Source organism: Kocuria himachalensis, from assembly GCF_054784195.1.
In genome coordinates this window covers 52951-58476 of the sequence record NZ_BAAGPL010000018.1, presented here as the reverse complement: position 1 = coordinate 58476, position 5526 = coordinate 52951, and the positions used below count along the sequence as shown (strand labels likewise).

The window sequence follows — 5526 nt, the reverse complement described above, 5'->3', positions numbered from 1 at the left end:
GGCCTCCGCGCGCAGGGCCGCGCCCAGCCCGCCCGCCAGGGTCTCGGGGGCCGCCCCGCCCGCGCCGAGCAGCCGCGGGAGCGCCTCGGGGCCGAGGTCCTCCCGCCCGGCGGCGCGCACGGCGTCGTCGAGCCGGGCGAGGGTCTCGGCCACCGGCCGTGTGAGGTGTTCCGCGGTCTCGCGGGCGGCGGCCACGGCCGCGGCGACCGGCCGCGGCACGCCCTCCCGGCGGGCCCGCACGGCGGCGTGGATCACGAAGCCGTGGACGGCAGCCGAGGACTGCGCCTCGGGGTGCCCGTGGGTCAGCGCGGCGCCGTTGATGGCCAGCGGAGCGAGCGTGCGCCAGCCGACGTGGGGGAGGAGCCCGAACGGGGCCGAGCGCAGCACCGGTCCGGCGCCCTTGGCGTGCGGCAGCAGCGGGCGCTCGACCTCGCCCATCCGGCCGGACCGGAGCGCCTCCAGCACCGTCCCGTCGGGCTCCCGCACGGCGTGCAGGGCCTCGAGCTCGTCGATCCGGCGGGGCAGGGGCCGCGGCGCCTCGGCCGGGTGGCGCTCGCCCTGGGTGCCCAGCCAGCGCAGGTAGGCCAGCCACAGGCACGCGGTCTCGTCGGCGGCGTGGCCCTGGTTCGCCCACTCGACGACCTCCTGCAGGGCGTCCAGCGTGTAGAGCGTCAGCTGGGTGGCGTCGGAGATCCGCAGCTCCCCGGCGGGGCCGCCGGTGCTCTCCGGGCCGGCGGGAGCGTCCGCGCCGGTCGCCTCGGGGCGGCGGTCGGAGCGCACGCGGGCGCCCAGCGCGTCCCCGAGGGCTCCGCCCAGCAGGGCGGCGCGCACGGAGTCGGCGTACTCGGGCCAGGCGGGGTCGAGGCCGGCGTCGGGGGAGAGCAAGGGTGCGGGCATGCGGTCAGTGTAGTCGGCGGCCGACACGGACCAGGGCGGGTTCAACTGCCCTTCAGGGGAGTGTGGTTGCATGGCACGGGCGCCCGGCGCCCCGCCGGCACGGGCACCCCCGACCGTGCCGCCCCGACCTTCGAGGAGAGCTCCATGAGTCACCACGTTCCCGGCACCACCGCGCGCCCCGTCGCCGACGGCGCCGACACCGCCGTCCACGACGGCACGCCCGCCGCCCCCGGCTCGGAGGGCCTCGCGGCTCCCGTGCCCGTCGCCGCGCGCAAGGACACCGTGCCCGCCGGCGCCCCGGACGCCGCGTCCGCGCCGGCCCGGTGGGCCGCCGAGTTCGCCGGCACGGCGCTGCTGGTCTTCGCCGGTCTGGGCACGGGCATGTTCGCGACGGAGGTCATCGACTCCGCCCTCGGCTTCGGCCTGGGCCTGGTCGCCGCGATCGTCGCCTTCGGGCACGTCTCCGGGGGGCACTTCAACCCCGCGGTCACGCTCGCCGCGGTCGTGGCCGGGCGCACCCCTGCCAGGGCGGCGGTCGGCTACGTCGTGGCCCAGGTGCTCGGCGCGCTCGCCGCCGCGGGCGTGCTGTGGGCCGTGCTCGCCACCCTGCTCGACTCCTCGACCACCGCGCAGGTCCTCGGCGCGGTGTCCAACGGCTTCGGCGAGAACTCCACCTCTCAGGCGGGGTGGACCACCGTGCTGCTCGTCGAGTTCGTGGCGACCGCCCTGTTCGCCCTCGTGGTCCTGGGTTCCACGGCGCCGCGGGCCAACGCGGTGCTCGCCCCCGTGGCCATCGGCGCGGCCCTCGCGTTCCTGCTCACGATCACCGCGCCGTTCGACGGCGGATCGCTGAACCCCGCGCGCTCGACGGGCGCCGCCGTGGTCGCTGGCGCCGGCCACCTCGGCCAGCTGTGGCTGTTCTGGGTCGCCCCGCTGCTCGGCGGTCTCGTCGCCGGTCTGGTCCACCGCTCGGTGGCCCTGTCGCGGCCGCGCCGCGGCACCGATGCGCTCGCCGCGACCGAGAGCACCCCGGCCGCGGCCTCCACGCCGGACCAGGAGCGGTGAGCCCGCGGCCCTGCCGGGTCCGGCAGGGCCGCCGGATCGACGGCGGGCGGTTCGTCCGCGCCTCCGACCGGCGCCTCGGCACGTCCTTCCGGCCGCGGCGCCCTCGGGGCGCGCCCGGCCGTGCCCCACGGACAGCCGGGCCCGTCCCCGGCGCCCGCAGGACGAGGTCCCGGAGCCCGCGCCGGGTCCGCGGCCACAGCCCACCGCGGGGGGCGACGCTTTCCGTCATCGGCCGAGCGGCGGGGCTAGGCTGGTCCGTGCCCGGCCGCCGTCGGGAGGAAGCGGAGGTACCCCCGTGAGCCGTGCACGCGCCGCCGAGCCCCTCGGAGGCTTCAGCACGGCCGCCCGATCGCCCCTGGCCGACTCCCGGGAGCTCGCCGCCGTCAGCGGCGCCCTGTACCCCGTGCTGACCCTGCTCGTGCGGCTTCCCCAGACCATGGTCCCGCTCGGCGTGCTGATCACGGTGGCGCTGATCTCGGGGTCCCCGGCCCTGGGCACCTTCTGCGCCGCGGCCGTGACCTTCGGCTCGGCCCTGTGCGGGCTCGCCATGGGCGCGGCCGCCTCGTGGCGCCGGCGACAGGTCGGCCTGGTGCTGCTCACCCTCGTGAATCCGCTCGTGATGTGGTGGCTCGTGCGGCGGCTCCCGGATCTCGCCGCCGACAGCGGGGCCGCCCCCGCCCAGCTGGTGCTCCCGTGCCTGCTCGCCGGACTCGTGCTGCCGCAGATGGGCGTGGCGTGCCGGCTGCGCTGGTGGTCCCTGCTGGCCCGGGACGCCCGGGAGGACCTCTTCGACACCGCCCTGCGCCACGAGAGCGTCATGGACGCGCTGGGCACCGTCCTGGCGGCCGCGGTCACCGGCCTCGTCGCCGTGACCCTCGGGCCGGTCGCCGTGCTGGTGCTCGCGGCCACCCTCACGCTCGTGGGCACCACGGTGTTCCTGCTGCACTGCTCCGCCCGCCTGCCGCCGGGGCTGATCCGGTTCCTGCCGCCCGTCGGAGCCGCCCCGAACCGGGCGGCCCGCCGGCTCCGCCGCCGGGCGCGGCAGCTCCGGCTGCTCCCCGTGCTGGGGATGGGCGCGCTGGGCGCTCTCGTGGGGTCGACCCTCGGCGCGGTCGTCGTCTTCGCGACCGCCGTGGACGCGGTGATCTCCGTCAGCTGGCTGCACGCGGTCTCCGGGCTGACCTCGGCCCTGGCGGCGGTGGCCGCGTCCGCCCGCACCGAGGAGCTCCGGCTGTGGAACCGCTGGGTGGCGGCGTCCTCCGGGGCCGTGCTCGCCGCGATGCTCCTCACGATCCCCGACGACTCCGCGGGAATGGTGGTCGTGCTGGCCCTGGCCGGGCTGACCACCGGCCCGTGCCTCGTGGCGGTCTACGAGATCGCGCGGCTCGTGGCCCCCAGCGACCGCGTCACGGCCCTGACCACGGTGATGACCGCCGTGATGAGCGTGGGACTGACGGGGGGTCTCGCCCTGTCCGGGTGGTGGGGGGAGTCCTGGGGCTACCGGAGCGCGGCACTCGTGCCGGTGCTCTCCGCGGCCGCCCTGCTCGCCACGGCGCTGACCTTCGTGCACCGCTGGCGGCGGATCAGCCCCGGCGACCTCTGACCCGCCGGGCCCGGAGGCCCGGCGGGTGGAGGTGGTCCGGGTGGGGCCGGTCAGTGGCCGCGGTCGATCCACTCCTGCAGGTGCGGTGCCTCCGCCCCGATCGTGGTGGGGTCCCCGTGGCCGGTGAGGACCTCCGTGGACTCCGGCAGGGTGAGCAGCCGCTCGCGGATGGAGTCCACGATCGTGGGGAAGTCCGAGTACGAGCGGCCGGTGGCCCCGGGACCGCCCTGGAAAAGGGTGTCCCCGGAGAACAGCACCCCGCCCTGGCCCAGGTCCGGCGCGGAGAAGCACACCGACCCGGGGGAGTGGCCCGGGGTGTGCAGCGCGGTGAGGGTCGTCCCGGCCACGGTGAACTCGTCCCCGTCGGCGATCGCGGCGTCGAAGGGTGTCTTCGGGTAGACCTGCTCCCACAGCACCGTGTCCTCCGGGTGCAGGTGGATCGTCCCGCCCACCTGTCCGGCCACCTCCTTGACCGAGCGGATGTGGTCGTCGTGGGCGTGGGTGAGCAGGACCGCGGTGACCGTGCGCCCGGCGACGGCCTCCACCACCGCGGCGGGGTCGTGAGCCGGGTCGATCACCACGCACTCGTCGTCGTCGCCCACGATCCACACGTTGTTCTCCACCTCCCAGGTCCCGCCGTCGAGGGAGAACGTCCCGGCGGTGACCAGCCGGTCGATGCGGGCCCGGCCGGCACCCCCGGCGGGCCGCACGGGGACGGCGCCGTGGTCGGCGGGATGGGTGCGCTCCTTGTCGGGCAGGGCCTCGCCGTCGTGGCCGTCGACGGGGCTCATCGGTCGATCTCCACGACGGAGCGCAGCACCTTGCCGGCGGTCATCCGTTCGAACGCCGGCTCGACGTCCTCGATCCCGATGCGCTCGGAGACGAACCCGTCCAGGTCCAGCCGGCCCAGCCGGTACTGGTCCACCAGCATCGGGAAGTCGCGGGTGGGGAGGGTGTCGCCGTACCAGGCGGACTTGATGGACCCGCCGCGGCCGAAGACCTCGTCCAGNCGCCCGGATCGCCGCCACGGGGTCCTGCTCCTGGGAGTTGACCGTGTGGGTGGCGCCGAACTTCTGCGCGGTGGCCAGCTTCTCGTCGTCGAGGTCCACCGCGATGATCGTGGTCGCCCCGGCCAGTGCGGCGCCGGCGATCGCCGCAGTGCCGACCCCGCCGCAGCCGATCACGGCCACGGACTCCCCGCGCTGCACGGCGCCGGTGTTGAGGACGGCGCCGATGCCGGCCATCACCCCGCAGCCGAGCAGGCCCACCGCGGCGTACTGGTGGTCCTCGAGCTCGCCCTCGATCTTGGTGCACTGCCCGGCGGCCACGAGGGTCTTCTCGGCGAACGCCCCGATGCCCAGGGCGGGGGAGAGCTCGGTGCCGTCGGCCAGCGTCATCTTCTGGGTGGCGTTGTGGGTGGCGAAGCAGTACCAGGGCTCGCCCCTGCGGCAGGCCCGGCACTGCCCGCACACCGCCCGCCAGTTGAGGATGACCTTGTCGCCGACGGCGACCTCCGTGACCCCTTCCCCGACCGCGGACACCACGCCCGCGGCCTCGTGGCCGAGCAGGTAGGGGTAGTCGTCGCCCACCGCGCCCTCCTTGTAGTGCAGGTCGGTCTGGCACACCCCGCAGGTGAGGACGTCCACGAGCGCCTCCCCGGGCCCCGGGTCCGGGACGAGGATCGTCTCGAGGGTGGCTGGTGCGTTCTTCGCCGTGACGACGACGGCTCTGACCTCGTGCATGAGTGGGACCTTTCCTGCGGACGACGTGACGGTTCCGGTCCGGAACACCGCTCCCCAGTCTAGGGAAGGACGCCCCGGGCGCGCCGTGCGGCACTGGAAATCGGCGCCGCCCTGCCGTGCCCGGGCAGGCCCACCACCGGCGCACGGAATCCTGCGCCCGAGAGCGCGCACCCTGACGGTGCGGACCCGGACGGTGCGGACCCTTCCCCGGCGCGACGG

Annotated in this window: 3 protein-coding genes and 2 pseudogenes; 2 read left to right on the top strand and 3 right to left on the bottom strand. The window is 76.3% G+C overall.

What is annotated here, in order from left to right:
- On the bottom strand, positions 1-897 hold an 897-nt coding region (locus tag ACYVM4_RS12400), incomplete at its 3' end, for an ADP-ribosylglycohydrolase family protein (protein ID WP_460668736.1).
- Positions 898-1041: 144 nt separating this feature from the next.
- Here ACYVM4_RS12400 and ACYVM4_RS12395 point away from each other — a divergent pair.
- Together ACYVM4_RS12395 and ACYVM4_RS12390 are read left to right on the top strand one after the other, a co-directional pair.
- Positions 1042-1962 (top strand): aquaporin, encoded by a 921-nt coding sequence (locus tag ACYVM4_RS12395; protein ID WP_460668735.1) that lies wholly within the window; start codon positions 1042-1044, stop codon positions 1960-1962.
- A gap of 295 nt (positions 1963-2257) precedes the next feature.
- The gene (locus ACYVM4_RS12390) at positions 2258-3565 is read left to right on the top strand and encodes a hypothetical protein (protein WP_460668734.1); all 1308 of its coding nucleotides are present in this window, start codon (positions 2258-2260) and stop codon (positions 3563-3565) included.
- Positions 3566-3615: 50 nt separating this feature from the next.
- Here the strand turns inward: ACYVM4_RS12390 and ACYVM4_RS12385 are convergent.
- Positions 3616-4173, bottom strand: a pseudogene (locus ACYVM4_RS12385) (MBL fold metallo-hydrolase); the annotation flags it as partial.
- 179 nt (positions 4174-4352) lie between these two features.
- Positions 4353-5307, bottom strand: a pseudogene (locus ACYVM4_RS12380) (alcohol dehydrogenase catalytic domain-containing protein).
- Positions 5308-5526 lie beyond the last annotated feature (219 nt).